The organism is Exiguobacterium sp. s127, from assembly GCF_018618695.1.
Lineage (GTDB): Bacteria > Bacillota > Bacilli > Exiguobacteriales > Exiguobacteriaceae > Exiguobacterium_A > Exiguobacterium_A oxidotolerans.
The window spans coordinates 477,168-501,379 of the sequence record NZ_JACSMO010000001.1 but is presented as its reverse complement, the minus strand read 5'-3'; the positions used below and the strand labels follow the sequence as shown (position 1 = coordinate 501,379).

24 protein-coding genes and 1 tRNA gene are annotated in these 24,212 nt (G+C 46.5%); 4 read left to right on the top strand and 21 right to left on the bottom strand.

Annotation, left to right across the window (positions count from 1 at the left end; genetic code table 11):
* Position 1 precedes the first annotated feature (1 nt).
* From lon to KNP98_RS02345, 15 genes are all read right to left on the bottom strand, one after another.
* Positions 2 to 2,311, bottom strand: coding sequence for an endopeptidase La (gene lon / locus KNP98_RS02415; protein ID WP_214810632.1), 2,310 nt, complete (start codon positions 2,309 to 2,311; stop codon positions 2 to 4).
* Positions 2,312 to 2,380: 69 nt separating this feature from the next.
* Positions 2,381 to 3,646 (bottom strand): ATP-dependent protease ATP-binding subunit ClpX, encoded by a 1,266-nt coding sequence (gene clpX / locus KNP98_RS02410; protein WP_088837558.1) that lies wholly within the window; start codon positions 3,644 to 3,646, stop codon positions 2,381 to 2,383.
* A gap of 233 nt (positions 3,647 to 3,879) precedes the next feature.
* Positions 3,880 to 5,172, bottom strand: coding sequence for a trigger factor (gene tig / locus KNP98_RS02405; protein ID WP_088837559.1), 1,293 nt, complete (start codon positions 5,170 to 5,172; stop codon positions 3,880 to 3,882).
* A gap of 112 nt (positions 5,173 to 5,284) precedes the next feature.
* Positions 5,285 to 6,292, bottom strand: coding sequence for a hypothetical protein (locus tag KNP98_RS02400; RefSeq protein ID WP_214810631.1), 1,008 nt, complete (start codon positions 6,290 to 6,292; stop codon positions 5,285 to 5,287).
* 26 nt (positions 6,293 to 6,318) lie between these two features.
* Entirely contained in the window at positions 6,319 to 6,843 is a 525-nt protein-coding gene (locus KNP98_RS02395; protein WP_235195165.1) for a hypothetical protein, read from the bottom strand.
* 104 nt (positions 6,844 to 6,947) lie between these two features.
* A tRNA-Arg gene (locus KNP98_RS02390) sits at positions 6,948 to 7,021 on the bottom strand.
* A 67-nt stretch (positions 7,022 to 7,088) separates the two neighbouring features.
* On the bottom strand, positions 7,089 to 7,595 hold the full coding sequence (locus tag KNP98_RS02385) for a metallophosphoesterase family protein (protein ID WP_214766516.1): 507 nt from the start codon (positions 7,593 to 7,595) through the stop codon (positions 7,089 to 7,091).
* 6 nt (positions 7,596 to 7,601) lie between these two features.
* Entirely contained in the window at positions 7,602 to 8,198 is a 597-nt protein-coding gene (locus tag KNP98_RS02380; RefSeq protein ID WP_214802118.1) for an XTP/dITP diphosphatase, read from the bottom strand.
* Positions 8,195 to 8,950, bottom strand: a complete 756-nt coding sequence (gene rph / locus KNP98_RS02375) for a ribonuclease PH (RefSeq protein WP_214810630.1) — start codon at positions 8,948 to 8,950, stop codon at positions 8,195 to 8,197. Before rph ends, KNP98_RS02380 begins: the two co-directional genes overlap by 4 nt.
* Entirely contained in the window at positions 8,947 to 9,756 is an 810-nt protein-coding gene (racE, locus tag KNP98_RS02370; RefSeq protein WP_214766522.1) for a glutamate racemase, read from the bottom strand. The genes rph and racE overlap by 4 nt, the downstream gene beginning before the upstream one ends.
* Before the next feature lie 83 nt (positions 9,757 to 9,839).
* Positions 9,840 to 10,103 (bottom strand): phosphocarrier protein HPr, encoded by a 264-nt coding sequence (locus KNP98_RS02365; protein ID WP_012371023.1) that lies wholly within the window; start codon positions 10,101 to 10,103, stop codon positions 9,840 to 9,842.
* Between the two features lie 65 nt (positions 10,104 to 10,168).
* Entirely contained in the window at positions 10,169 to 10,624 is a 456-nt protein-coding gene (locus tag KNP98_RS02360) for an acyl-CoA thioesterase (protein ID WP_214810629.1), read from the bottom strand.
* Positions 10,625 to 10,679: 55 nt separating this feature from the next.
* Positions 10,680 to 11,486 carry a succinate dehydrogenase iron-sulfur subunit gene (sdhB, locus tag KNP98_RS02355; RefSeq protein WP_088837567.1) on the bottom strand — a complete coding sequence of 269 codons (807 nt, stop codon included), beginning with the start codon at positions 11,484 to 11,486 and terminating at the stop codon, positions 10,680 to 10,682.
* On the bottom strand, positions 11,486 to 13,249 hold the full coding sequence (gene sdhA / locus KNP98_RS02350) for a succinate dehydrogenase flavoprotein subunit (RefSeq protein ID WP_088837568.1): 1,764 nt from the start codon (positions 13,247 to 13,249) through the stop codon (positions 11,486 to 11,488). Before sdhA ends, sdhB begins: the two co-directional genes overlap by 1 nt.
* A gap of 19 nt (positions 13,250 to 13,268) precedes the next feature.
* Positions 13,269 to 13,886, bottom strand: a complete 618-nt coding sequence (locus KNP98_RS02345) for a succinate dehydrogenase cytochrome b558 subunit (protein ID WP_029331096.1) — start codon at positions 13,884 to 13,886, stop codon at positions 13,269 to 13,271.
* Positions 13,887 to 14,100: 214 nt separating this feature from the next.
* Between KNP98_RS02345 and KNP98_RS02340 the strand changes: the two genes are divergently transcribed.
* Both KNP98_RS02340 and KNP98_RS02335 read left to right on the top strand, forming a co-directional pair.
* Positions 14,101 to 14,520 (top strand): YslB family protein, encoded by a 420-nt coding sequence (locus KNP98_RS02340; protein ID WP_214810627.1) that lies wholly within the window; start codon positions 14,101 to 14,103, stop codon positions 14,518 to 14,520.
* A 95-nt stretch (positions 14,521 to 14,615) separates the two neighbouring features.
* Positions 14,616 to 15,230: a PH domain-containing protein gene (locus KNP98_RS02335; RefSeq protein ID WP_088837570.1), complete on the top strand. Its 615-nt coding sequence runs from the start codon at positions 14,616 to 14,618 to the stop codon at positions 15,228 to 15,230.
* A gap of 81 nt (positions 15,231 to 15,311) precedes the next feature.
* Here KNP98_RS02335 and uvrC read toward each other — a convergent pair whose 3' ends face one another.
* Entirely contained in the window at positions 15,312 to 17,096 is a 1,785-nt protein-coding gene (uvrC, locus tag KNP98_RS02330) for an excinuclease ABC subunit UvrC (protein ID WP_088837571.1), read from the bottom strand.
* 82 nt (positions 17,097 to 17,178) lie between these two features.
* Here uvrC and KNP98_RS02325 point away from each other — a divergent pair, with 82 nt between their 5' ends.
* Positions 17,179 to 18,501, top strand: coding sequence for a dihydrolipoyl dehydrogenase family protein (locus KNP98_RS02325; RefSeq protein WP_214766532.1), 1,323 nt, complete (start codon positions 17,179 to 17,181; stop codon positions 18,499 to 18,501).
* 20 nt (positions 18,502 to 18,521) lie between these two features.
* Positions 18,522 to 18,899 (top strand): VOC family protein, encoded by a 378-nt coding sequence (locus tag KNP98_RS02320; RefSeq protein ID WP_214810626.1) that lies wholly within the window; start codon positions 18,522 to 18,524, stop codon positions 18,897 to 18,899.
* Positions 18,900 to 19,353: 454 nt separating this feature from the next.
* Here the strand turns inward: KNP98_RS02320 and trxA are convergent, their stop codons facing one another.
* The 5 genes from trxA to KNP98_RS02295 form a co-directional block, all read right to left on the bottom strand.
* On the bottom strand, positions 19,354 to 19,662 hold the full coding sequence (gene trxA / locus KNP98_RS02315) for a thioredoxin (RefSeq protein WP_029331102.1): 309 nt from the start codon (positions 19,660 to 19,662) through the stop codon (positions 19,354 to 19,356).
* A 190-nt stretch (positions 19,663 to 19,852) separates the two neighbouring features.
* A complete protein-coding gene (locus KNP98_RS02310) occupies positions 19,853 to 20,815 on the bottom strand; it encodes an electron transfer flavoprotein subunit alpha/FixB family protein (RefSeq protein ID WP_088837574.1) in 963 nt (320 codons plus the stop codon).
* Positions 20,816 to 20,830: 15 nt separating this feature from the next.
* On the bottom strand, positions 20,831 to 21,604 hold the full coding sequence (locus tag KNP98_RS02305) for an electron transfer flavoprotein subunit beta/FixA family protein (RefSeq protein ID WP_214802103.1): 774 nt from the start codon (positions 21,602 to 21,604) through the stop codon (positions 20,831 to 20,833).
* Positions 21,605 to 21,681: 77 nt separating this feature from the next.
* Complete coding sequence (locus KNP98_RS02300; RefSeq protein WP_051667299.1) at positions 21,682 to 22,260, bottom strand: fatty acid metabolism transcriptional regulator FadR; 579 nt, start codon at positions 22,258 to 22,260, stop codon at positions 21,682 to 21,684.
* Between the two features lie 72 nt (positions 22,261 to 22,332).
* Positions 22,333 to 24,006 (bottom strand): AMP-binding protein, encoded by a 1,674-nt coding sequence (locus KNP98_RS02295; RefSeq protein WP_088837576.1) that lies wholly within the window; start codon positions 24,004 to 24,006, stop codon positions 22,333 to 22,335.
* Between the last annotated feature and the right edge of the window lie 206 nt (positions 24,007 to 24,212).

Genomic DNA, 24,212 nt, shown 5'->3' with positions numbered 1-24,212 from the left:
GTTACTCTCCTTTTAATGCATGTTCGAGTACTTGGTCCATCGTAGCGACCGGAATGAATCGAATCCCATCTCGAACGGTTTCTGGAATCTCATCGATATCGCGCGTATTGTCTTGTGGCATTAAAATCGTCGTCAATCCTGCACGATGTGCCGCGAGCGATTTCTCTTTTAGACCACCGATTGGTAAGACACGACCACGTAACGTGATTTCGCCTGTCATTCCGACGTCGCGCCGGACTGGACGTTTCGTCAGAGCAGAAATCAAGGCTGTCGCAATCGTAATCCCAGCTGACGGGCCATCTTTCGGTACGGCGCCTTCCGGTACGTGGATATGAATATCCTGTGTTTCATAGAAATTCGGGTCAATTCCAACTGCTTCAGCGTTCGCTCGTACGAAGCTGTATGCTGTCTGAGCCGACTCTTGCATGACGTCACCAAGTTTACCCGTTAATTGCAATTTTCCTTTACCTGGCGCAAGACTGACTTCAATCGTCAGTGTGTCGCCCCCAAATGCAGTATACGCTAAACCGGTCACCGCGCCAATCGTATCTTCTAATTCTCCTTGACCATACCGGTAGATCGGTTTCCCTAAGAAGTCTGGTAAATTCCGTTTCGTCACCGTGACACGTTTCTTTTCACCCATCGCGATTTGTTTCGCCGCCTTACGACAAAGCGACCCTAACACACGTTCCAAGTTCCGGACACCGGCTTCTCGTGTATACCGTCGGACGACTTCCTCGAGCGCGTCCGGTTTGACTGTTAATTGACTCTTTTTCAAGCCATGTTCTTTGATTTGTTTCGATAGCAAGTGACGGACCGCAATTTGTGCTTTCTCTTGCTCCGTATAACCACCGATTTGAATCAATTCCATCCGGTCAAGTAAAGGTCCTGGAATGTTCGAGACATCATTCGCCGTTGCGATGAATAACACGTTCGATAAATCGAACGGTTCTTCGATATAGTGATCAGAAAAGCTATTGTTTTGCTCAGGATCGAGCACTTCAAGCATCGCAGACGATGGATCCCCACGGAAATCATTCGACATCTTATCGATTTCGTCGAGTAGGAAGACCGGATTGTTCGTACCTGCTTGTTTCAGTCCACGAATGATTCGTCCCGGCATCGCTCCGATATACGTCCGGCGATGGCCGCGGATCTCTGCTTCATCTCGTACACCACCAAGCGATACACGGACGAACTTCCGTTCAAGAGCGGTAGCGATGGAACGTGCAAGTGAAGTCTTCCCGACCCCCGGAGGACCTGCGAGACATAGAATCGGTCCACGTAACGAATCCGTCAATTGACGGACAGCTAAATACTCGAGAATCCGTTCTTTTACTTTTTCGAGACCGTAGTGATCTTCATCGAGTTGTTCCGACGCCGCTTCGACGTTCAAGAAATCATCCGTCGCCTCATTCCATGGAAGCGAGAAGAACCATTCCAAGTAATTTCGAATGACACCATGTTCCGGACTCGTCGCCGGTACGACGGCTAACCGATTGATTTCTTTTTCAACGTTTGCAACGGCTGTGTCTGATAAATCGAGCATCGCTAGCTGTTCTTTATACTTCACAGCATCACTTTCAGCAGAAACTGCTTCCCCTCCGAGTTCTTGTTGAATCGTTTTCAACTGTTCCCGAAGGTAATAGTCACGTTGGGATTGTTCAATCGTTTTTTTCGTCCGTTCCCGCATTTCTCGCTCTAGCTCAACGACTTCGTACTCATGCTTCATGACATCGAGCAACATCAAGCCCCGCTCGACCGGATCATTTTCTTCTAGGAATTCTTGTTTTTTTGCAAGTTCAATCGGCAATTTCGACGTGATGTAATCCGTCAAAGAATCCAGGCGTTCATACGTTTCAAAACGACGTCGTTCGTCTGTCCCGATGCCTTTGATACGGGAGACGAGTTGACCGAATTGTTCTTTAATCAAGCGGACGAGCGCCTCTTGTTTTGCACCTTTGATATCGATTTTCTCAATCGGTTCGATGGCTGCTTGATACCCTTCATCCGTTTCACTGACTTGTTCAATCCGAACACGTTCCTTACCGATGACGCGGACGCGGACCGTATCATTGCCAAGCTCACTCATCTTCGCGATTTGGACAAGTGTTCCGATTGTATGCAGTCCGTCAACCGATGGTTCTGCTTCTGGGTCGCGTTGCGTCACGACGACCAAATCAATTTCATGTTCCTTTGAAGCGAGTAATGCTTTTAGTGAAACTGGTCGACCAACATCAATCGTCAAGCCGATTAATGGATAGGCGACGACGCCACGAAGTGGTAAAAGTGGATATTGTTTTGTCTTCATCAAATTCCTCCTAAACAAAAAAGGCTCGGAAAGGCGTACAAGTAGCCTCCGAGCCGATTTGTCACGGTGTTACGCCGTTTCTTTTTCTTTACCTTGTTCAATTGTACCATCTTTCAACTCAAGCGTCGGACCACGCTTACCAGTCAACGTTTCAGCTGTAATGATGACTTTTGCGATATCTTCACGTGATGGTATTTCGAACATGATTTCAAGCATCGTTTCCTCAATGATCGAACGTAAACCACGTGCACCGGTTTTCCGTTTGATTGCGAGTTTCGCGATTTCAATTAGTCCTTCATCTGTGAAGTCGAGTTCGACATCATCAAGTTGAAGCATTTTTTTATATTGTTTGACTAACGCATTTTTAGGTTTCGTCAAGATTTGGACGAGTGCATCCTCATCGAGTGGTTCGAGTGTCGCCATGACTGGCAGACGACCGATGAACTCGGGGATTAGTCCGAATTTTTGGAGATCCTCTGGTAATGCGGCAGCAAGAATTTCTTTTTGCGTAAAGTTACGGTTTTCAGAATCATTTCCGAATCCGATGACTTTTTTACCAAGACGACGTTTAATCGATTGATCGATTCCATCAAATGCTCCACCGACGATGAAAAGAATATTCGTCGTATCGATTTGAATGAATTCTTGATGTGGATGTTTACGTCCACCTTGTGGCGGTACGCTCGCAACTGTTCCTTCTAGGATTTTAAGAAGTGCTTGTTGCACCCCTTCCCCTGATACATCACGTGTGATGGAAGGATTTTCAGATTTACGGGCAATTTTATCAATCTCATCAATATAGATGATTCCTTTTTCTGCTTTCTCGACATCGTAATCAGCAGCTTGAATGAGTTTCAAGAGGATGTTTTCAACATCTTCCCCAACATATCCAGCTTCCGTTAAACTTGTCGCATCCGCAATTGCGAAAGGAACATTTAAGATACGTGCCATTGTTTGTGCAAGAAGTGTCTTACCACTACCTGTTGGTCCAATCATGACGATGTTAGATTTAGAAAGCTCGACATCATCTGCCCGACCACCGGCGTTGATTCGTTTGTAATGATTGTACATTGCGACAGACAAAGACTTTTTCGCTTTCTCTTGACCGATGACATAATCATTTAATGTCTCACGAATTTCATGCGGTTTTGGTACGTTCTTTAGTTCGACTTCTTCTTCTGTACCAAGTTCCTCTTCAACGATTTCATTGCAGAGTTCGATACATTCATCGCAAATGTAAACGCCAGGTCCAGCAACAAGTTTGCGCACTTGCTCTTGTGTCTTTCCGCAGAAAGAACATTTTAGCTGACCTTTCTCTTCGTTAAATTTAAACATAAAGGTCCACCCCTTTAACGTGGAAGTTGTATAGATACGTTTCGCATCCAATCTCACGTTTTACTATTAATGATTGTAGCACGAACAAGGAAAGTCTTTCAAATCTTGGACGAGCGTTTTACAGTTTGATTTGAAGATTTTGATAATGTTTGTCCTTGTTTGACCTATCGTACAAAAAAAACGACTTCAAGACCAGAAATAGGTCTTGAAATCGTTTAGTTCAGTTAAAAAACTTATTTCGTTTTAGCATTATCAACGAGAACGTCGATTGCTTTACGGAACTGGAGATCACCTTTAAGCGTGTCGAGACCACCTTGTGGCGCGAGCATCGTTTCAAGTTGATCAGCAGGGATGTTGTAGAGTTCAGACATCGATTGAAGTTCAGCTTGCGCTTCTTCTTCGTTCACTTCGATGTTTTCATCTGCAACAATTTGTTTCAGAACGAGACGTGCTTTAACACGTTCTTCTGCTTGTTCTTTCATTTCAGTACGCATCGCTTCTTCTGTCGTTCCAGTTAACTGGAAGTACATGTCGAGTTCGATACCTTGTGATTGAATGCGTTGTGTGAATTCTTGGACCATACGCTCAACTTCGTTGTCGACCATAACTGCAGGAAGATCAACTGTCGCGTTTTTAGTCGCTGCTTCAACCAACTCATCACGCATTGAAGCATCAGCTTCTTGTTTACGTGTGTTTTCAAGACGTGTACGAATTTTTGTTTTCAACTCATCAAGAGAAGAAACTTCTTCGTCCATTTCTTTAGCGAACTCATCTGTCAATTCAGGGAGTTCTTGTGCTTTAACTTCGTGGATTGTTACTTTGAATACGACTGGTTTACCAGCGAGTGATGCTTCATGGTACTCTTCTGGGAAAGTAACGTCGATATCTTTTTGCTCACCAGTTTTCAGACCGACCATTTGCTCTTCGAATCCTGGAATGAAGTTTCCTGAACCGATGACGAGTGAATAGTTTTCAGCAGTTCCGCCGTCGAATTGGTTGTCCCCATCAAAACCTGCGAAGTCGAATACGACTGTGTCGCCATTTTCGATGACGCCGTCTTCTTTTACGACGAGCTCTGCTCCACGCTCTTGCATTGTTTTGAGTTCAGCATCGACATCTTCGTCAGTGACGTCAGTTTCGACAGCTGTGTACTCAAGACCTTTATACTCACCGAGAGTTGCTTCAGGTTCGATGACGAACGTGATTTTAAACTCAACCGGTTTTCCTTTTTCGAGTGTTTCAACGTCGATGTTTTCAAGCGCGATTGGCTCGATACCTGATTCGACGACAGCACCTTCGATTGTATCTTGATACAAGATATCAAGAGCATCTTGATAAAGTGCTTCTTCACCGTACATTTTGTTAAACATTGTGCGTGGCATTTTTCCTTTACGGAAACCAGGTGTGTTCAAAGTCTTAACGACTTTCTTGAACGCTTGGTCTACCGCTTTATCAAATGCTTCAGCAGGCGCTTCATACGTGAGAACGCCGAGGCTACCTGATTGTTTTTCCCATTTTGCAGTCATGCTGAGTCCCTCCAAAATTGTCAATTAGCGTACATGTGTGTACAACAAGTCACATTATAGCACATCCATTCCGAGCATTACCACTGTTGAACGAATGGATTCCTCGCATTTCCTATATCGCCGTCTTCTCGTACGCTTTTCCCTCTTCTAACATCTGATGAGCACTATCGTATAAGTCACGCGCAAGTGTCCCGAGTTCTTTTTCGGGCACATCACGTTCGAACGTCATTCCAGCGAGTGCATCAAGCGTTTCAATCATCTCGACCGGATCCATATCGAATAAATCGACTTCCTGATTGAGGTGGAGCATTTGATGCCAGGACAACATTAGTAGCGCTCGAAAAGGATCGAGCCGTCTTAAGCTAAATAAAACTTCTTGCACTCCGAGCAGTTGCGCCTGCTGTTGTTCCAACCGTCTACGTAGCTGCTCGGCGGAATCGAATGTCACGTCAAGCTGCAAACGTTCGATTCGAAGCGTTAAAGGAAAACATGAGTCATCCGTCATTAATTGCGATAATAACGTATGAAGGACGATCAAACTTTGTTGTCTTACGTCCTCACCGATTGCATAAGAGGTGCAAAGATACCGTCTCAATTCAGGCGCCTTTTCAAGCGTCAGTCCACGTAACTGCTCGAATTGTTGTTCGTACGTTCCTGTTTGAAAAACGTTTATCCATTCCGCTTCCGACTTTCCGACCGATTTCCGCGTTAAAAACGATTCGTCCGAACGTGCTTCCTTGTCTGGTTCCGTTTGCCGTCCAAGCATTGATGCCGCTTCCTCCAACTTAACTGCTAGACCGTATGGTAAGTATGGTGAGGCTGTCCGAAGCGCGACACGAAGCGGGTATGCCTGTCCATGCTCAAAGAGGAAGAGCGCAAGCACTTGCTCAACTCCTTCGACTGTCAAAAACGATTCCGCTATTTTGATGAAGCGTTCTCGTTCTTCTTTACTCTCAGAAAAAGCATCTTGCATCGTATATACCCTATACAAAATGTCGTCATCACTCATCGCCACGTCATCGAGTCGCTTCATCCGTTCATCTCGCTCGACCCTCGTTATCCGTGCGAGTCGCATCCGTTCCTGTTCCAGCGGTCGTTCCATCCAACGGGATTCACTCATGCGCTCTCCTCCTCTACCAATCATTCTTATTTTGTGAAGGGATCGAGTCGTTCCGTCCAACTAGATATTGCGTCTTGCAGTCGTTGCCCTTGTTCGACTCCAAGCTGATTCAACGTATCGAGCGAGACGTCCGTCTCAAGAAGACGTGTCATCGACTCTGATTGATCGACATACTGCTTTAACTTATCACTCAAACTCTTTAGTTCGGCCGGCGGACTGTCGAGACTAGACAGACGCTCGTCGATTTGATCGAGCTCTTTCTCTAACTTTTGAACCGTCTCATCATTTTTCAGCTTTTCCATTTGTTGATCCAGTGTTTGTTCTGGATTTGCCGATTCGCGTGCCTTCTCCGCTGCTTGATCGAGCTTAGCCGAGAGCTCTGACGTGACACGTGATGTATCTTTCGCAATCGTTTGTAGTTCCGCTGCATAATCAACATTATTTTTCACTTCGACGACTTGTTGTTTTGCGTCGTCGACCGTATTCGTTATTTCGCTACAACCAGCTAGAGCAACTGTCAGAAGGAGGATTCCACCGATTCGTTTCCTCATTGTCCACATCCCCTTTTTAAGTTCATGATACCTTGATTATAATCGAAAATCATAATAAAAAAAAGAGACCGCCCTCGTAAGGGCAGTCTCTATTTTAATTATAGCGTCCCAAGAGGGATTCGAACCCCCGACCGACGCCTTAGAAGGGCGTTGCTCTATCCAGCTGAGCTATTGGGACGTGTCAACACGAATAAACTATACTAAAACAATTCTTTCGTGTCAATCACATTACAAAAAATCTTTTCTTAAAGCGTGCCCTCTAAATGTAAAGCATTAATCTGTTCACCTGTCAGATCGTAAAAATCAACGGAATACGCATCTTCTTCAAGCGTCAAAATCGCATACGTTTTTTCAGGACGGTGTCGCGGCATACGAATCGAACCCGGATTGATGAAGAGTTTACCATCCTTTTGTTCCGCTTTCGCCACGTGCGAATGACCATACAACACGACCTGTGCTGCTTTTTGATCCGCATGATGGACTAATTGATCGAGGCTGTATTTCACGTCTTGACGATGACCATGGACACATAATAGATTGACTGTGCCAAAAGGCTCAAGTACCTCATCGGCAAAATCGTTACCATAATCACAATTCCCTTTAACGACACGATAGGGATATAATGATTCGTCCATCCGTGTCAACTGTGAGTCTCCACAATGATACGCAACCTCTGCTTCCGGATGCCGTTCGACGATTGTCAGAAGTTCCGATTCGAGACCATGGCTATCACTAACGATTAACGCTTTCATCGTTGATCACTCTCCTAAAAAAGTAGTCAGTGCTAATTCAAGTTTTTTCAACGCATTCCCGCGATGACTAATCGCCGCTTTCTCATCTTTTGTTAACTCGGCGGCCGTTTGATTTCGAGATGGGACGATGAACAAAGGATCATAACCGAAACCATGCTCACCTTTCGCTTCGAATCCGATGAGACCTTCCATCGTACCGCGTACAGTCAACGTCTCCCCAGAAGGTTTCGCAAGTGACAATGCACAGACGAAGCGCGCTGTCCGCTCTTCGATTGATCGATTGCCCAATTTCTCGAGCAACAATGCATTATTCGCTGCATCTGATTTTTCTAGACCTGCAAAACGCGCTGAGTAGACACCAGGCGCCCCGTCGAGCGCGTCGACTTCGAGTCCCGAGTCGTCGGCAAGAACCGCGTGACCGAAGTAAGCAGCTGCTTCTTTCGCTTTCAGTTCAGCATTTTCTTCAAAAGTTACACCCGTTTCATCCGTCTCAGGTGCAGCTTCGTAATCCAGTAGAGAAGATACGTCATAACCTAGTTTCCCGAGCATCACTTCGAGTTCTTTCACTTTCCCGGCATTGCGGGTCGCGACGATGATTTTCATCGGTGTTCCCCCACTTCTTCTCCAACATACCACCACGAAGCACCTAATGCGTCTTGACCGGCACGCAGGAGTTCTTCAATACCCTTTTCCCCAAGTTCGAGCATATCGAGCATTTCCCGTTTCGAAAATGTCGCCTCTTCACCTGTCGCCTGCATCTCGACGATTTTCCCGGAAGAGGTCATGACTAAGTTTAAATCAACATCGGCTGCAGCATCCTCTTCATAACAGAGATCAAGGAGCAGCTCTTGACCGACCTTTCCAATCGAGACGGCTGCGATTCCTTCTTTGATTGGTGTATCCGTCAGTTTCCCGCTTTGAATCAGACCGTCTACTGCGAGGACGAGGGCAAGAAAACCGCCTGTGATCGCAGCCGTTCTCGTTCCGCCATCCGCCTGAATGACATCACAATCAATCCAGACCGTTCGTTCACCTAGTTTTTCTAAGTCGACGACAGCACGTAACGCCCGACTGATCAAACGCTGGATTTCCATCGTCCGACCTGTCTGTTTACCACGGACCGACTCGCGCGCTGTCCGTTGCGCCGTCGCACGTGGTAACATTGCATATTCCGCATTGATCCAGCCATGACGTTTCCCCCGTAAAAAGGGTGGGACTTTCTCTTCGACCGTTGCCGTACACATGACCCGCGTGTCTCCGACTGCGATCATGATGGAACCTTCCGCATGTTTATTCACGTTCGTCTCAAACGCAATCGCTCGCATCATCGTAGATTCTCGTTGATCGATTCTCATGTCGTTTCCTCCGTTCCGAGTACTAATCGTTTTGCTTGGATTGGTTGACTCAACCAATCGGTCGCGATCCGTTCAAAGGAACGCGTGTCACCTGTCGCATGATACACATGTTCCGGTATAAAATCATTTCCTGCTGCAATTCCATTGTAATCGAGGAGAGCCGCGACTTCGAGCGCCGTCTCGTCTCCTGAAGAAATCAATTGGACGTCTGGTCCGATGACTCGTCCAATGACATCTGCGAGCAGCGGATAATGGGTACACCCTAAAATCAACGTGTCCATGTCGTACGAAAGCAATGGACGTAATGTATTGGCGACGACACGTTCGACGTAAGCACCTGTCGTCTGTGAGGACTCGACGAGCGGGACGAACGGCGGACATGCAAGTGATTCGACAACAACTTGCCCTTCGACATGTCGTAATGCCTTTTCATAAGAATTGCTCTCGACCGTCATCTTCGTCCCGATGACACCGATTCGTTTCGATCGCGTTACCTTGACTGCCGCCCGTGCTCCTGGGTCGATGACGCCAATGACTGGAATCGTCAATTTTTCCCGTGCTTCTTTCAGGACGACTGCCGTCGCTGTATTACAGGCGATGACAATCAGTTTGACATCCTGCGCGACAAGATAATCAATCATCTCCCATGTAAATTGCCGGATTTCTTCTTCCGGTCGTGGTCCATAGGGACAGCGTAATGTATCCCCGACATATATGATTTGTTCATGAGGAAGCTGCCGCATCAGCTCACGCGCGACCGTCAAGCCGCCGACCCCAGAATCTAATACTCCAATTGGTTTGTTCACGTCATATCTCACCTTCCTATCCTCTATGGTAACAAAAAAGGACGACGGTGCAAGACCGGCGTCCGAGAATGTAGATAAAAGGATTACTGAGCAAGACCTTCGCTTGTCAGCATGTCTGAAAGAGTCGTGATTGCTTCAGAAGCATCGTCACCGTTTGCAACGATTTTGATGTCTGAATCTTTAGCGATACCGAGTGAAAGTACACCCATGATCGACTTAAGGTTAACAGTCTTTCCGTTGTACTCCAAGTTGATATCTGATTGGAATTTTGAAGCTGTGTTGACAAGTTGTGTTGCAGGACGAGCATGAATGCCTGAATCTGCGATGACTTTGAATGTTTTTTCCATGATTAAGAAATCTCCCTCCACTAATAACGTACTAGTGAGTCGTTTTCGAATATGTGAACTCATTATCAAATGATAACGGATTCGAATCGATTCTGCAAGGAATTTTTATAGGCTTTATCCCATGGAAAAGCATTCCCAGCACGATCGATTTGTACCATCGACGTTCGTCCCATAAACATCAGTTGCTCTTCGTCATCGAATGCCGCGTAATGGACGTCACACGAGGCTTTTCCGACTTGAACAGGATAGGCGTAGACTGCAAGCCGCGTCCGTGGATAAACTTGGCGGATGTAGTTACACTGCGCATCCGCGACGACGACGATTCCGTCATCTGCTAACGAGTAGCCTGTCTCTTCAAGCATCAACGTCCGGACATCCTCAAAATAGACGAACGGGACTCGATTGTTCATATGACCGTAGGCATCCGTCTCAGCGAAGCGAACCGCAACATCGAGTCTCGTCCCGTGTTTCATTTGACTTAACCACCCATCTAAATCTTCGATATAACTAGGTACACGCACGTAAATTCCCTCCTGAATATAAAAAGAAGGAGCAGCGCCCCTTCTTTTTTATGAATTAATTGCTAACCGCTTCTCCTGTACGACCTTCGTCGCTACCGAAGAATTTTTTGAACGAGTGTAATGTCGTCTGACGGTTCATTGCCGCAATCGATGTCGTAAGCGGAATCCCTTTCGGGCAGACCTCAACACAGTTTTGTGCATTACCGCATTGCATGATGCCGCCATCTTCCATCAATGCTTCCAGGCGCTCTTCTTTATGATAGGCACCTGTCGGGTGTGAGTTGAAGAGACGAACTTGTGAGATCGACGCCGGTCCGATGAAGTTCGAACGGTCATTGACGTTCGGACATGCTTCAAGACAAACGCCACACGTCATACATTTTGAAAGTTCATACGCCCATTGCCGTTTGTTCTCTGGCATCCGTGGTCCTGGACCAAGGTCATACGTCCCATCGATCGGAACCCATGCTTTTACTTTTTTGAGTGCGTCAAACATCCGTTGACGGTCAACTTGTAAGTCGCGCACAATCGGGAACGTCTGCATCGGTTGCAAACGAATCGGTTGTTCGAGCTTATCGACGAGCGCTGTACATGATTGACGTGGTGTCCCGTTGATGACCATCGAACACGCCCCGCATACTTCTTCAAGACAACCCATGTCCCAGTTGATCGGTGTCGTTTTTTCGCCTGCCGCATTGACAGGATTCCGGCGAATCTCCATCAATGCTGAAATGACGTTCATGTTCGGACGATACGGGACTTCGAAAGCTTCATCATAGGCTTTTCCGTCTGGTCCATCCTGACGTTGCACGATGAACTGAACCGGTTTTTGTTTTGTTTCTTGTTCGAGTGGTGTCGCCATTATGCTTTCACCTCTTTCTTCGACTTCTTGCTGTAGTCGCGTTTGCGTGGTGGAATCAGTGATGTATCGACTTCTTCGTAATAGATTTCAGGATGACCGTTTGTATAACGTGCCATCGTCGTTTTTAAGAACCGCTCATCATCACGCTCTGGGAAGTCTGGCTTGTAGTGGGCACCACGACTCTCGTCACGTTGAAGGGCACCGAGTGTGATCGCTTCCGCTAAATCAAGCATGTGATCGAGCTGACGGATGAAGGATGCGCCTTGGTTACTCCAACGTGCCGTATCCGTCGCCGAGATCCGCGTGAAACGTTCCCGTAATTCCTTAATCTTCGTCAACGTCTGTTCGAGCTTATCGTTATACCGGACAACGGTTACGTTATCCGTCATGACTTCACCGAGCTCACGGTGGATTTGATACGCATTTTCTGTCCCTTCCATCGCCAAGATATCATTGAATCGATCGATTTCAGCGATTTTATGCGCTTCAACGACCTCTTCCGGCATATCATGGACAGAAGTTTCAAGTTCGTTCATATAGGCAATCGCTGCTGGACCCGCAACCATTCCGCCATAAACGGCAGAGAGAAGTGAGTTCGCACCGAGACGGTTTCCACCGTGCATCGAGTAATCACACTCACCAGACGCGAACAATCCTGGGATGTTCGTCATTTGATCGTAATCGACCCATAATCCACCCATCGAGTAATGGACGGCCGGGAAGATTTTCATCGGTACTTTCCGTGGATCGTCACCAACGAACTTCTCATAAATTTCTAAGATACCGCCGAGTTTGACATCAAGCTCTTTTGCGTCTTTGTGTGAGAGATCGAGATACACCATGTTCTCCCCGTTGACACCGAGCTTTTGATTGACACAGACATCAAAGATTTCACGTGTCGCGATATCACGCGGGACGAGGTTTCCGTATGCCGGATATTTTTCTTCAAGGAAGTACCACGGTTTCCCGTCTTTATACGTCCAGACACGTCCGCCTTCACCACGTGCCGATTCGCTCATCAGACGGAGCTTATCGTCCCCAGGAATCGCTGTCGGGTGGATTTGGATGAACTCACCGTTCGCATAAATCGCACCTTGGCGATAGACCGCTGCAGCTGCCTGACCTGTATTGATGACCGAGTTCGTTGATTTACCGAAGATGACACCTGGGCCACCCGTCGCCAGGATAACGGAGTCCGCTGCAAATGCTTCGATCTCCATCGACCGTAGATTTTGACACACCGCACCACGACAAATCCCTTCTTCATCAATGATTGCGCGAAGGAATTCCCATCCTTCATACTTTTCTACCAAACCTTGCGCTTCAAACTTACGTACTTGCTCGTCAAGTGCGTACAGTAATTGTTGTCCTGTCGTCGCTCCCGCATAAGCCGTCCGGTGATGGAGTGTTCCTCCGAAACGACGGAAGTCGAGTAAACCTTCCGGTGTCCGGTTAAACATGACGCCCATCCGGTCGAACATATGAATGATTTTCGGAGCCGCTTCTGTCATTTTTTGAACAGGCGGTTGGTTCGCGAGGAAGTCGCCACCATACACCGTATCATCTAAATGCTGGTAGGGTGAGTCACCCTCCCCTTTTGTATTGACCGCACCGTTGATGCCGCCTTGGGCACATACGGAGTGTGATCGTTTAACGGGTACGAGTGAGAATAACTTTACTGGTACTCCTTGTTCTGCTGCTTTTATCGTAGCCATCAACCCGGCAAGCCCTCCACCGATGATGACAAGATTTTTGTTCGCCATGTTGTCAGTTCCCCTTTCCTTACAACACGCCTGCAAACGTTAAAATCGAGCGTACGCCTACAAACGATAAACCGATGAATACGAGGGCCGCCACATAAGACATCGCGCGTTGAGACGCTGGTGACTGTGTGATTCCCCATGTGATGCAGAACGTCCAAAGTCCGTTCGCAAGGTGGAATGTCGTCGCTAGAATCCCGACGATATAAAACGTGAGCATGAATCCGTTATCGACGATGTTTTGCATCATGCTTGCATTAACTTCCGTCCCCATTGCTGCCGCAATCCGCGTTTCCCAGACATGCCATGTAATGAACACGACGAGGAAGACACCTGTGAAGCGTTGTAAGACATACATCCAGTTCCGGAAGTATGTATAACGTCCTGTGTTCGCGGAACCTGTGAATGCGATGTAAACACCGTAGACACCATGTAAAATGATGGGTATGAAGATGACAAACACTTCTAGAAACAGTCGATACGGAACGTTCCCCACGAATTCCGCAGCCTTATTGAAGTCTTCCTCCCCTCGAACGATGAAATAGTTCGTCGTAAGATGAGAAAGTAAAAATAACCCGATTGGAATGACGCCGAGCAGTGAGTGTATTTTACGACTCACGAAATCACGATGATTCGCCATCCAAATCCCCCCTTTTGTTTGCCAATCAAACGTTGGCGCATTTTGGTAGAAAAGCGCTTTCATAAGGAAATTCGTCTTTTCATCACTTATTCTACTCCTGTCCTTTTTATAAGACAACCCGAGCCGTTGCATTTAACTGCAAATTTTTTCAGGAAAACAATGACCATCGAGAATTAGCTCGCTATAATAGTTTCAGAGATAGGAGTGAATCATCATGGAATCAACACCAAACACTGCGCCAACATTCGGCATCGAACTGATCCGCGATTACGTGTTAAGCGATCTACTCGGTAACGATTATCGTCAAGTCATCTACTGGGCAGGTAAGCGACTTGCCCGGCAATTCCCCGTGTTGAACGAGGACGAATTAATTCCTTTCTTCGTAGAGGCCCGTTGGGGTACCCTCTCCCTTACGAAAAAAAAGGGGACGACTTTTTCTTTTGAACTTTTACCACCGGAATCAACTAAAGCCGAGCGACCGACCGGCTATTTTCAACTTGAGGCAGGCTTTTTAGCCGAACAGGTTGCCAAGTTGAACGGATTTGTCGCTGAAGGATATGCTGAGATGGGGAAAGAGTGCGTACATATTACCATCCAATTCGATCCGAAAGATCCTCTTGATCGTTCGAACTGATACGTGTTTCTCTAAGACGATTCGTGTTAGCATGAAACTTTTTTCGTCACGTAATCGTATAAAGTAGTCGATCATATATTCGAGGAGGAATTACGATGTTCAAGAAATTAGCAGCAGACTTAACAGGATTCAGCGATATCGGTCAAGTCATTCATCCGGACGATTTTGATAAAGCCGCCGCCGACGATTACGTGCTCCATGAGGACGGCGAAAAAATTTATTTTTTAATCAAATCCAAAAGTGATGAGTACTGCTTTACGAATTTAGCATTGATTCACCTCGACGGGGAAAGCGCCGTCAGTTCAAAGCGTGTCCTCTATCGCTATCCGTACGCCCATTATCCGATTCGTCATGTCATGTTCGAAACAGCAGGAACGGTCGACTTGGATGTCGAGATCAAATTCGAAATCGGCGGAAAGCATTACTCGATCGACGTCGATAAAAAACAGCTCGAACATGTCAAAGACCTTTATAAAGCACTTCTTGCGATTGCTGAAAAGCAATATGAAGGACAAAAGATGCTCGAGTTCGCCAATAACTCGCTCAATCATTCCGTGACGATTCTCGGTGGCATCCGGCAAGCTGAAATGGATGTTCCACAAGCCTTTAAAGCATTATCACAAGAATCGTTTGATTGGTTAGAAGGACATTACCACCGTTGGAACCAAAAAGACTTCGGAGCGTTTTACGAAAAATATATCAACAACTAATTTCGTTAACGTAGAGCAACGCATCTTCAGATTCTAATGCACACCACTAGGGGACCTCCGTCAATCGGAAGTCCCCTACTTTCATTCTTCATTTTCTTGACTCAAATATTCCGCGACCGATTCAGCCAATTTTACAGGTAGACCGGCTTCCGTCAACTGTTCGATATTCGCTTTCTTTAAGCTGCGCATCGAACCGAAATGGCGAATCAACTGCTGACGGCGTTTTGGGCCGACACCCGGTATGTCATCGAGTACCGAGCGGGTCATCCCTTTCGAACGTAATGATCGGTGGAAGGTGATTGCAAAACGGTGAACTTCATCTTGCATGCGCTGGAGAAGATAAAAGGCACTCGAGCGCGGATGGAGTTCAATCAGTTGCCCACCTTCACCGAATAATAGTTGGCTCGTCCGGTGTTTATCATCTTTTTTGAGCGAACCGACGGGTAAATCCAAACCGAGCTCGTCTTGAATGACTTCCAGCGCTGCATTCAATTGTCCGAGACCCCCATCAATCAACACTAAATCGGGAAGACGTGCCCCTTCTAGCAATAAGCGACGATAACGACGACGGACGATTTCGCGCATCGATTCATAATCATCCGGTCCCTTGACCGTCTTAATCTTAAATTTACGATACTCTTTTTTAAGCGGTTTTCCGTCTTCGAACACAACGAGCGCCGAAACGGCGTCCGCCCCTTGGATATTGGCATTATCGATGATTTCAATTCGCGATAACGGATGAACATCAATCGCGTCAGCCAGTTCCTGGACTGCCTGGACCGTTTTCTTTTCATCACGCGCAATCAATTCAAACCGTTCTCCAATTGCGTTTTCGGCATTCTTCGTCGCTAGATCGAGTAACTTCCGCTTCGATCCACGGACCGGTACATGAACGCGAATTCCGACTGCCTCTTTCAATAACAGTTGATTAACGAGTGGCGGAACATACATCTCGCTCGGTTTGATATTCTTTTCGTAGAACTGAACGATGAAACTTTCTAATTCTTCCGCAGGTGTCCCGTAAATCGGGAACAGAGACACGTCTCGTTCAATCATTTTCCCTCCCCGTAAGAAGAAGACCTGGACACACATCCACCCTTTGTCGACGTAAATTCCAAAAACGTCACGGGACGTCAAATCTGCCGTAATCATGTTCTGTTTGTTCATGATGGAGTCGATGGCGCGGATTTGATCACGTAGTTCGCCTGCCCGTTCAAATTCCATCGCTTCTGCCGCTTCGCCCATCTTCGTCTGTAAAGATGCGACGAGCTCTTTTGTTTCTCCCGATAAAAAACGACGGATTTCTGAGACGAGTTCTTTCTGTTCCGTCTCTAAACCCTGAATTTCGCACGGTCCAAGACATTGTCCGATGTGGTAATAGAGACAAAGCTTCTTCGGCATCGGCTGACACTTACGTAGCGGATAAAGGCGGTCAAGCAGACGCTTCGTCTCGTTAGCGGCATACGCATTCGGATAAGGTCCGAAATAATGTCCTCCATCTTTTTTTAACTTCCGGGTCGTAATCAGCCGCGGATACGTTTCATTCGTAATTTTTAGGTACGGATAGGACTTATCATCTTTTAACATGATGTTGTATTTCGGATCATGTTTTTTAATCAGCGTCATCTCGAGGAGTAACGCTTCGAGTTCGCTCCCTGTGATGATATATTCAAAATCACGGATATCCGCGACAAGTCGTTCTGTTTTCAAATCATGCGCTCCTGTAAAATAGGACCGGACCCGATTCTTTAGATTTTTGGCTTTTCCGACATAAATGACTTCTCCAAATTCATTTTTATGCAAATAACAACCTGGTTCGTCAGGTAAGAGGGATAGTTTCGCCTTGATATGTTCTTGATGGCTCACAAAAATGTCTCCTTCCACCGTTTTTAGTTTTGCCTTATAGGGTAAACATCTTACAACGATTATGACACATGGAGGATAAAATATGCGTACATATGATTGCATTATAATTGGAACAGGCTCTGCTGGGAATCAAGCAGCTTATAAATTCGTCGAGAAAGGACTTCGCGTCGCGATAATCGAAAATTTCACTCCAGGTGGAACATGCGCTCAACGTGGGTGTGATGCAAAAAAAATTCTTTTGACTGGCAGTGAAACGAAAGATGCTGTCGAGAGATTGCTCGGTTATGGTCTTAAAGGACTCATCTCCATCGATTGGCGTCAATTGATGGAACGAAAAAATGAATATACACGTGCCATCCCGGAACAAACACGTGCGCGTTATGACGAAATCGGAATCGACTATTTCCACGGTGAGCCCCGATTCCTCTCGAAGGAACGGATCGTAGTCGATGACACTGAACTCGAAGCGAAACACTTTTTGATTGCCACTGGCTTACGACCACGCGAATTGTCGATTCCAGGAAGCGAACGCTTCTTGACGAGCAATGAATTTTTAGAATTACGAGATGTCCCGCGGCGCCTTGTCTGCATCGGCGGCGGATATATTTCATTCGAGTTCGCTCACCTCGCCCGCATCGCCGGGGCAGAAGTCACGATCGTGTTACGGTCCCGTCCTTTAAAACAGTTTGAACAGGAACTTGTCGAAGTGTTGCTCGAAGCGACTCAAGCACTCGGGATTAAAATCGTGCATAGTGCAGAAGCTGTCTCCTATCATGGCACGACGCTTCAACTATCAAATGATACGACGGTCGAAACCGATGTCGTCTTAAATGCTACCGGTCGCGTCGCGAGCGTCGACCAGCTCGACCTAGAAAAAGCAGGTGTCGAATACGAAGAAAAAGGCATCCATGTCAATGAATACCTCCAGTCGTCTACTTCAAACATCTTTGCTGCAGGTGATGTCGCGCTCAGTGGCAATCCTGCCTTAACCCCGTTTGCAGGAACCGAAGGTAGTCTTGCGGCACATAACATGATTGAAGGACCTTCTCGAAAACTGGAGTTATTACCGGTGCCGAGCGTCGTCTTTACTGCACCGAACGTCACGCAAGTCGGGCAAACGGAAGCGGCTTTGAAAAAAGCCAACATATCTTATCGCGGTCACTTGATCGATACCTCTTCCTGGCAGACGAATGTCCGCATCAAAGATCCCTTCGCGCGTGCTAAAGTACTGATTGGTGACGATGATCAAATTCTCGGCGCTCATTTCATCGGGGTTCACGCCGCTGAACTTGCGAACTATTTTTCATTCGCAATGCAACACCGAATCCCAAGTTCCGCTTTGCAACAAACGCGTTTCGCTTATCCGACACCCGCTTCCGATATTTCTTCGTTACTCGTTGATTAAATTTTTGTCAGGAGGTTCCGATGATTCGTTACGGCTATACGATCCTTTACATTGATGACCCCAAACAGACATTGATGTTTTATCATCAAATATTAGGTTTACCAATCAAAGCGCAGCATGGAAGTTATGTCGAATTTGACACGGGCACGACGACACTCGCCTTTAATACGAAAGAAGATGTACGAACGCTGATTGCGTACGACATCCTGGACAAGACCGGACCGCAGTCCCTCGAAATCGGATTCGTTACTGATGATGTTAAGGACGTATACGAACGAATCATCGTAGCAGGATTCCCTTCAATCCTCGCTCCAACGGTTAAACCGTGGGGACAAACCGTCGCTTATGTGCTTGACCCGGACGGTCACCTCGTCGAGCTTTGTTCACCGATGTCTTGACAATGCGCCGTTAGACAATCGTCAGCGACATCTTTCGGCGGGGATCGTCCCACTCGTTTAAACGAACGACCAAAAGAGTGCCTCCGTAGTTCAGGAGGCACTCTCTTTGCGGCGTATGGACAAACTCTTATGAAGAAGCTACAGCAAAGCTGCAGGGTCGCGACAGCTTGCAATCTAAAGCGTCTGTAAGCATGAGTTTCCTTCACGGTATGACCTAAAAAGCGTCACATTTCGTTGACTCCTACGGGAAAACGTGCGTTTTCAACGCACGTTCAGAGGCAGGCAAGACCCTGCTCGTTGTCCGTGAGGACCAAGGAGCAACGGCTTGCGCCTCGCCCGAGGAAAGCAACGAAAAAAGACGCTGGATCTTCCAATATCACGTTGTTTACAGTCTGAAAAAAGAGTGCCTCCGTATTTCAGGAGACACTCTCTTCTTTATGAAACATTCAACGAATTAGTTTGATTCAACGAATTCTTTTAATGCATCTTTAGGCATGAAGCCCATTGTTTTATTAACCGGCTCACCGTCTTTGAAGAGAACGAGTGTCGGGATACTTTGTACTTGGAACGCGCCAGCGATCTCTGGGTTAGCGTCGACATCAACTTTAACGATTGTTACGTCTTGCATGTCCGCATCGAGTTCTTCGAGAACTGGAGCGAGCATACGACAAGGTCCGCACCAAGTTGCCCAAAAGTCAACGAGGACGAGTCCTTTTTGTGTATCTTCTTTAAATGATTGGCTAGTTGCGTGTACGATTGCCATGAAATATTACCCCCTAAATTTTAGATTCATTTCATGTTTGCTACAGCAAAAGTGAAATCAACCTGTTTACTGATTTGAGTATAGCACAGCGATGTCGTTCGATAAAAGAAACTGCTCACGACGATTTTTACGCCGCCCACCGTGCAGAAAAAGAGGAGCAGAGGATGATTCCTCCGCCCCACTTTTTAAATTAATGAACGAGCATTTTCTTGAATTCTGCTGTCAATAATGGCACAACATCAAACAAATCTCCGACGATGCCATAATCTGCGACCGAGAAGATATTCGCTTCCGGATCTTTGTTGATGGCGACGATGACTTTCGCATTCGACATGCCTGCCAAATGTTGAATCGCTCCGGAAATGCCACAGGCGATGTAGAGATCCGGTGTAACGACTTTCCCCGTCTGGCCAATCTGTAACGCATAGTCACAGTAATCAGCGTCACAGGCGCCACGAGAAGCACCGACTGCCCCGCCAAGTAAATCCGCTAATTCCTGTAACGGTGCAAACCCATCGGCACTCTTGACACCACGTCCACCCGCAACGATGATTTTTGCCTCTGATAAATCGACCCCGCCCGTTGCTTTACGAATGACTTCAGAAACGATGGTCCGTAAATCTTTTAGTTCGACCGTTACTGCTTCAATCGATCCGTCCGAACTGCCTTCCGCTAACGGTTCGATGTTATTTGGTCGGACCGTAAACAGTGTTTTACCTTCTGTGACTTTTACCTTTTCAAAGGCTTTCCCTGAGTAAATCGGTCGGATGAACAACGCATCCGCTCCGCTTCCCTCGATTGATGTGACGTCACTGATTAAACCGGCTTCGAGCTTCGCTGCGATTTTGGGTGACAAATCTTTTCCGAGCGACGTGTGACCGAAGACAAGTACGTCCGGTGACATACGGTCAATCAGTTGCATGAAGACTTGTCCATAACCGTCCGGTGTATAGTGAAGAAGACGTGCGTCCTCTACGACGAGAACCTGGTTCGCCCCACGCGTCGCGAGTTGTGCCGCATCTTTTGCTACGTTTTCCCCAATCAAGGCGACGACGACTTCATCTGCTACAAGTTTCGCGGCCGCAATCGCTTCAAACGAAACATTTCGTAAATTACCATCACGTGATTCTGCAAGTACAAGTGCTTTTGACATATCGTTCATTCCCCCTTAGACTACTTTTGCTTCGTTTCGTAATAGCGTAGCGAGTTCTTCGACTTGTGTCGAGATCTCCCCTTCGAGCACTTTACCAGCGGCTTTGTTCGGTGGTAAAAAGCGTTCGACTGTCTCGAGACGTGGTGCTAGTTCATCTTCGTCCAGTTCAAGATCTGAGAGATCTAATTCTTCGAGTGGTTTCTTTTTCGCTTTCATGATGCCAGGAAGACTAGGGTAACGCGGTTCGTTTAACCCTTGTTGTGCCGTGACGAGTAACGGTAACGACGTTTTGATGACTTCCGTGTCCCCTTCCGAGTCACGTGTGACGACAGCATCCGTTCCGTCGATTTCTAACTTCGTGATCGTCGTGACATATGGTATGTCAAGCAACTGTGCGACACGTGGTGCGACTTGTCCGCTTCCCCCATCAACCGCTACGTTCCCGGCGATGATTAAGTCAACGTCTTGTTCCTTCAGATAACCTGCAAGGACTTCAGAAACCGAGAAATGATCCGCTTCTTCTACATCGTCCTCAATCGAAATACGAACCGCTTTGTCAGCCCCCATTGCAAGTGCTGTTCGTAATTCTTTATCCGCATCTTCCGGTCCTACTGTTAAGACGGTTACGACTCCCCCTTGTGCATCCCGCACCCGAATCGCTTCCTCGACCGCATACTCATCATATGGATTGATGATGAACTCTGCTCCGTCTTCCTCAATCTTACCGTTTTCGAGCTGGATTGCTTCTTCCGTATCAAACGTCCGTTTTAATAACACATAGATTTCCATCACTAGCTCCCCCTTGTCAACTTCTATTCACCATCATCCGTTGTATCCGCTTACAAAAAGCTTGTCTTGAAAAGGGCTTAACTCAGCCCTTTGATCAGCATTCGATGAATACCATGTTGCGTTTCCAATAAATCATATTTAAAGCCACTCGCCATCCAACTCGTGACGACTTCATCAATCGTCCCGAAGACCATTTGTCTCGCCAACCGATAATCCAGTTCGGCTGAGAACTCGCCTGATGCGATCCCATTGTGAATGACACGGTCAATTAAATGAAGATATGGTTTGAGGACGGTCGCAATCTTTTGCCGCATCTCTTGATTTGACTGCCGTAACTCGATTTGTGTGACGACGGCCAAATCATAATCGACGGATAGTTGCTCCAAATGTGCCTCAATCAATGCAGCGAGTTGTTTCGTCGCTGATTGATGATTCGCGATTTGAGCTTCTGAATACTCGATGAAACTCCCCATCTTCGCTTCGAACAAAGAGATCAACAGGTGTTCTTTGTTTTTAAAGTAAAGATAAATCGTCCCGTCTGCGACACCTGCTTCTTTCGCGATGGCTGTTACTTTCGCGCCATGATAACCGTTTTTTGCAATCACTTTGACTGCTGCATCAATGATGCGATCACTCTTAGACATTGTTCTTTTCATAAAAGATATCTCCTAACAAATAAAATGAATGATGGTTCATTCATATTTATTCTACCATGTCTTTCTTTACTGTCAACTGCTTTCTTCCAGCTGTTTTGCCCGTTCTTCTTCGACTAGGACACGGCGGAGAATCTTCCCGACAAATGTTTTCGGCAACTCTTGTCTAAATTCGTAGCGTTTTGGTACTTTGAACGATGCTAAGTTTTTTCGACAGAACTGATCAAGTTCTTCCTCCGTCACGCTCATTTCATCTTTAAGGACGATAAAGGCCTTCACTGTCTCACCTCTATACGCATCAGGTACACCAATCACGACAGCCTCTTTGACTGCAGGATGTTCATATAAAATTTCTTCGACTTCACGTGGATAGATATTAAATCCTGAAGCGATGATTAAATCTTTTTTACGGTCGACAATCCGGAAATAATGGTCTTCCCCCACATATCCTAAGTCCCCCGTGTGCAACCACCCATCACGCAAGACTGCCTGCGTATCTTCCGGACGTTTCCAATATCCCTTCATGACTTGCGGACCTCGGACAAGAATCTCACCAATCTCACCTGGTGCTGCTAGCGTCTCACCATCGGCTTGAACGATTTTTGCGATTGTGTCTGGAACCGGAATGCCAACTGATCCTGGAACGCGTTTATCCCAAATGCAGTTCGTATGTGTGACAGGGCTCGTCTCTGACAAACCATATCCTTCGACGATCCGTCCACCCGTCACACTTTCAAATTTCTCCTGGACTTCGACCGGAAGTGGTGCCGAACCGGAAATACAAGCCTCGATGGACGAAAGATCATATTTTTTCAGTTTCGGATGATTTAATAAACCGACGTACATCGTCGGTGCACCCGGGAACAAGTTCGGTTTTTCTTTATCAATCGTTTTCAGCACTTGTTCAATATCAAACTTTGGTAAGATGATTTGCTCATACGCATTAAAAATCCCAAAGTTTAAGTTGCAGGTCATGCCATACACGTGGAAATAAGGAACGACCGCTAATAATTTACGCCCATCACCGCGTGAATATTTATAGAACCAGTGCCCAATTTGTTCGACGTTCGCGCTTAAATTGAAATGCGTCAACATGACGCCTTTCGGTGCTCCTGTCGTGCCACCGGTATATTGTAAAACAGCAATATCTTCTTTTGGATCAATCTCGACCGGTTCAATCGGAGGGTGCTCTCGGTGTGCCAAAAAAGGAATGGATCCCGTCGTATCGACGATGATGTTGTTGTCCTTGCGTGATTTGATTGGATATAGTTTGTTTTTTGGAAATGACAGATAGTCTGCGATGCTCGTCGTCACGACCGTCGTCAAGGGCGTCGATGACTTGACTCGTGTCGCCTTCGGGTAGAGAAGATCGAGGGTGATGAGCATTTTCGCAGAAGAATCGACTAGAATTTGCTCGAGCTCACGGTCCGTATAGAGCGGGTTTACTTGGACGACTGTTCCACCGGCGTATAATACGGCATAATAACTCAGCATATACTGCGGGCAGTTCGGCAACATTAAACCGACACGGTCCCCTTTTTCGAGCCCAGCTTCTTGTAAAACGTGTGCTAGACTTCTTGCTTCTTGTCGTACTTCCTTGAAAGTCATTCGTTTCCCAAGAAAACTCAGTGCCCGTCGCTCTGGAAAATCATCTGCCGCTTCATCTAAAGCTTGGTACAACGGAATCTCACGATAGTCGATTGATGCGGGTACTTGCTCTGGATAATCCTTTAACCATACTGAATCCATTCAAATCCCTCCCTGTGACTGAATTACTATTCATTTTTATTATACGTGTTATTTCCCCTTTACGGCTACTATTGGCTAAAAAAAGTTAAAAAATTCCTCTTTTCATGAAGACGGGTTTTCTTATGATTAAGGACTTCATCAAAAAAAGCCTACCGTTCACAACATATGAACAATAGGCTTGAACATAACATTTAATTTTAGTCTGA

Bases quoted from the DNA above. Each gene is read 5' to 3' on its own strand.
- lon (WP_214810632.1), bottom strand. From the start codon at position 2,311: ATGAAGACAAAACAATATCCACTTTTACCACTTCGTGGCGTCGTCGCC.
- clpX (WP_088837558.1), bottom strand. From the start codon at position 3,646: ATGTTTAAATTTAACGAAGAGAAAGGTCAGCTAAAATGTTCTTTCTGC.
- tig (WP_088837559.1), bottom strand. From the start codon at position 5,172: ATGACTGCAAAATGGGAAAAACAATCAGGTAGCCTCGGCGTTCTCACG.
- KNP98_RS02400 (WP_214810631.1), bottom strand. From the start codon at position 6,292: ATGAGTGAATCCCGTTGGATGGAACGACCGCTGGAACAGGAACGGATG.
- KNP98_RS02395 (WP_235195165.1), bottom strand. From the start codon at position 6,843: ATGAGGAAACGAATCGGTGGAATCCTCCTTCTGACAGTTGCTCTAGCT.
- KNP98_RS02385 (WP_214766516.1), bottom strand. From the start codon at position 7,595: ATGAAAGCGTTAATCGTTAGTGATAGCCATGGTCTCGAATCGGAACTT.
- KNP98_RS02380 (WP_214802118.1), bottom strand. From the start codon at position 8,198: ATGAAAATCATCGTCGCGACCCGCAATGCCGGGAAAGTGAAAGAACTC.
- rph (WP_214810630.1), bottom strand. From the start codon at position 8,950: ATGAGAATCGATCAACGAGAATCTACGATGATGCGAGCGATTGCGTTT.
- KNP98_RS02365 (WP_012371023.1), bottom strand. From the start codon at position 10,103: ATGGAAAAAACATTCAAAGTCATCGCAGATTCAGGCATTCATGCTCGT.
- sdhB (WP_088837567.1), bottom strand. From the start codon at position 11,486: ATGGCGACACCACTCGAACAAGAAACAAAACAAAAACCGGTTCAGTTC.
- sdhA (WP_088837568.1), bottom strand. From the start codon at position 13,249: ATGGCGAACAAAAATCTTGTCATCATCGGTGGAGGGCTTGCCGGGTTG.
- KNP98_RS02345 (WP_029331096.1), bottom strand. From the start codon at position 13,886: ATGGCGAATCATCGTGATTTCGTGAGTCGTAAAATACACTCACTGCTC.
- KNP98_RS02340 (WP_214810627.1), top strand. From the start codon at position 14,101: ATGGAATCAACACCAAACACTGCGCCAACATTCGGCATCGAACTGATC.
- KNP98_RS02335 (WP_088837570.1), top strand. From the start codon at position 14,616: ATGTTCAAGAAATTAGCAGCAGACTTAACAGGATTCAGCGATATCGGT.
- KNP98_RS02325 (WP_214766532.1), top strand. From the start codon at position 17,179: ATGCGTACATATGATTGCATTATAATTGGAACAGGCTCTGCTGGGAAT.
- KNP98_RS02320 (WP_214810626.1), top strand. From the start codon at position 18,522: ATGATTCGTTACGGCTATACGATCCTTTACATTGATGACCCCAAACAG.
- trxA (WP_029331102.1), bottom strand. From the start codon at position 19,662: ATGGCAATCGTACACGCAACTAGCCAATCATTTAAAGAAGATACACAA.
- KNP98_RS02310 (WP_088837574.1), bottom strand. From the start codon at position 20,815: ATGTCAAAAGCACTTGTACTTGCAGAATCACGTGATGGTAATTTACGA.
- KNP98_RS02305 (WP_214802103.1), bottom strand. From the start codon at position 21,604: ATGGAAATCTATGTGTTATTAAAACGGACGTTTGATACGGAAGAAGCA.
- KNP98_RS02300 (WP_051667299.1), bottom strand. From the start codon at position 22,260: ATGAAAAGAACAATGTCTAAGAGTGATCGCATCATTGATGCAGCAGTC.
- KNP98_RS02295 (WP_088837576.1), bottom strand. From the start codon at position 24,006: ATGGATTCAGTATGGTTAAAGGATTATCCAGAGCAAGTACCCGCATCA.